Source organism: Methylomagnum sp. (assembly GCF_054333355.1).
Window position 1 is genome coordinate 1 of sequence record NZ_JBTEKS010000457.1, and the last position, 3,265, is coordinate 3,265.

Below are 3,265 nucleotides of genomic sequence, written 5' to 3' on the forward strand. Positions count from 1 at the left end.
GTGGTTCGGGTTAGAAAGGCCATAAATCCCTGGGTTGGATACCCTCACCCCAGCCCTCTCCCAAAGGCGAGAGGGGGAAATTCATATAGCGCGATTGCCCTGAACAGGACGGAGCCGTGCTTGAATTTGTGTAAGATCATATTTATCAGAAAGTTTTTCCATCGGTGGGATGGGCGGCAAACCGATTTGGGTTCGCCGGGCCGATCCGGCCTGAGCATCCTTGCTGCTAAGATACCCTGTCTTGGGAAACCGTCGATATTTTTTACAAAAAAACCGTTAAATTCCAAAATCACCAAGCAATCAAGCGGGGCTAAATTTCCCTGATGATTGAAAACGAGATTCCCCGTCACCGAAAGGTCATACCCCACCATGCAACGATTGACCCTTTCCCGCCCCGACGATTGGCACCTCCACCTCCGCGACGGCGCGGCGATGCGCGATGTGGTGCCGCACACCGCCCGGCAATTCGCCCGCGCCATCGTCATGCCCAACCTCAAGCCGCCCGTCACCACCGTGACGGAGGCGCTGGCCTATCGGGACCGCATTCTCGCGGCGTTGCCCAGCGGCCGCCTCTTCGAACCCCTGATGACGCTGTACCTGACCGACGCGACCCCGCCGGACGAAATCCGCCGGGTGGCGGAGGAGCCGGGCGTGGCGGCCCTCAAGCTCTATCCCGCCGGGGCCACGACCAATTCGGACGCCGGGGTCAAAAGCTTGGAGGGCGTTTATCCGGTGCTGGAAGCGATGGCGCGTTATGGCGTGCCCTTGCTGGTGCATGGCGAAGTGACCGACGCCCGCATCGACATCTTCGACCGGGAGGCCGCGTTCATCGACCGGCACCTGGTGCCCATGGTGGCCCGCTTCCCGGAGCTTCGCCTCGTGCTGGAACACGTCACGACCCGCGACGGCGTCCAATTCGTCCGGGACAGCGGTCCCCGGATTGGTGCCACCCTCACCGCCCATCACTTGCTCTACAACCGCAACGCGCTGCTGGCCGGGGGCGTCCGTCCGCATTTCTATTGCCTGCCGATCCTGAAACGGGAAAGCCACCGGCAAGCCTTGTTGGATGCGGCCACCAGCGGCAATCCCCAATTTTTTCTGGGCACCGACAGCGCCCCGCATCCACGCGGCGCGAAGGAGTCGGCCTGCGGCTGCGCCGGTTGCTACACGGCCCACGCGGCCATGGAACTGTACGCCGAAGCGTTCGAGGCGGCGGGGGCGCTGGACAAGCTGGAAGCCTTCGCCAGTTTCCATGGCCCGGATTTTTATGGGCTGCCACGCAACCGGGAAACCATCGCGCTGGAAAAAGCCGCATGGTCGGTGCCCGAGCGGCTGGCGTTTGGCGACACCGAATTGGTTCCGCTCCGGGCGGGCGAGGCGGTGGGTTGGCGGCTGGTGGAGCCGACTGAGCTTTGTGTTTAAGTGGGATGGGTGGAGCGCAGCGTAACCCATCATCCCGACTGGCATGGTGGGTTACGGCGTACGGCAGATTCAGCATCAATGATGGAGTTCGTCGGACGTGCGCCTAACTCACCCTAACAGATGCTAGCCCGGAATAAACTGACGATTCTTGTAAACTACCCGCGACTCGATTCATCCATAATTTCAACCACATCCAGAGGGGAAGCCCATGATTTTCTGGCGCGTTAAACCACTCGACGCCATCCTCGCCACCGCCGAAAAGAAGGGGCTGCACCGCTCCCTGGGCGCTTGGCAACTCACCCTGTTGGGCGTCGGGGCCATCATCGGCACCGGCATTTTCGTGCTGACGGCGGAGGCCGCCCAAAAGGCCGGGCCGGGCATGATGGTGTCTTTCGTCATCGCCGGTTTTGTCTGCGCCGTGGCCGCGCTGTGTTATTCCGAGCTTTCCTCAATGGTGCCGGTGTCTGGCTCCGCCTACACCTATTCCTATGCGGTGCTGGGCGAACTGGTGGCCTGGCTGGTGGGTTGGGCCTTGGTGCTGGAATATGCGGTGGCGGCCAGCGCCGTGGCGGTGGGCTGGTCGGGGTATTTCGGGGGGCTGCTGCACAATTCGTTAGGGATCGACCTCCCGCCCGCCCTGGCGAGTGGCCCTTATGCGGGCGGCGTCATCAATCTTCCGGCGGTGGTGGTTTGCTTGCTGGTGTCCGGCCTGCTGGTCATCGGCACCAAGGAAAGCGCCACCTTCAACGCCGTGCTGGTGGCGGTCAAAATCGTCGCGTTGACGGCCTTCATCGCCTTGGCCCTGCCCGTCGTCAGCGCCGAAAACTTCCAGCCGTTCCTGCCCCAAGGCGGCACCGGCGTGGTGGCGGCGGCGGCGTCCATCTTCTTCGCCTACGTGGGCTTCGACGCCGTGTCCACCGCCGCCGAGGAAACCAAGAACCCCCAGCGCAACGTGCCCATCGGGCTGATCGGCTCGTTGGGCATCTGCACGATTTTCTATTTGCTGGTCGCGGCGGGTGCCATTGGCGCGGTCGGGGCGCAGCCGGTCATGGATTCGACCGGCCAGAGTTTGGCGCCCGGCTCGCTGGCGCTGGCCGAGCAATGCCGGTCGCTGGCCGAGGCGGGACAGCATCCGCTGGTCTGCTCACGGGAGGCCTTGGCGCAGGTGTTGCGGCAAATCGGCTGGGAAAAGGTCGGCAACCTGCTGGGCCTCGCGGCGTTCCTGGCCCTGCCCTCGGTGGTGCTGATGATGCTGTTCGGCCAGACCCGCATCTTCTTCGTGATGGCCCGCGATGGCTTGTTGCCGGAAGTGCTGAGCCGGGTGCATCCCCGCTTCAAGACGCCGCACATCGTCACGATGGTCACGGGCTGCGCCGTCACTCTCGCCGCCGCGTTCCTGCCGGTGGGCAAGCTGGCCGACATTTCCAACTCCGGCACGCTGTTCGCCTTCATGGTGGTGGCCCTGGCGGTGATGATCCTCCGCGTCCGCGACAAGGACCGCGCCCGGCCTTTCAGAACCCCGGCGGTGTGGGTGGTGGGACCGTTGGCCGTGGTCGGCTGCGTGGTGCTGTTCATGTTCCTGCCGCCGGACGCCAAGCTGGTGTTTCCGGTGTGGGGGGCGATTGGGCTGGCCTTTTATTTTTCCTACGGCTATCGGAAAAGCCATGTGGCGCTGGGCATTGCCTCGGCGTCCGGGGGCGAAGACCTCATCGCCGAAGTGCGGCCCCTCGCGGACTTCGGGGAGGAAGCCGCGTCCAATAGTGAATGACCCCCGGTCGATCTTGAGGATTTTCATTTCGACAATACAAATAGGTGGTCGCCGTGGGGGCGGGGGGTTTCCCGC

General features: G+C 63.5%; 2 protein-coding genes. Both read left to right on the plus strand.

Going from position 1 to position 3,265, the window contains the following annotated elements; genetic code table 11:
* Positions 1 to 369 precede the first annotated feature (369 nt).
* A complete protein-coding gene (gene pyrC / locus ACXWUF_RS20990; protein WP_458496503.1) occupies positions 370 to 1,422 on the plus strand; it encodes a dihydroorotase in 1,053 nt (350 codons plus the stop codon).
* 208 nt (positions 1,423 to 1,630) lie between these two features.
* Positions 1,631 to 3,190, plus strand: a complete 1,560-nt coding sequence (locus ACXWUF_RS20995; RefSeq protein ID WP_458496504.1) for an amino acid permease — start codon at positions 1,631 to 1,633, stop codon at positions 3,188 to 3,190.
* The last annotated feature ends 75 nt before the right edge of the window (positions 3,191 to 3,265 follow it).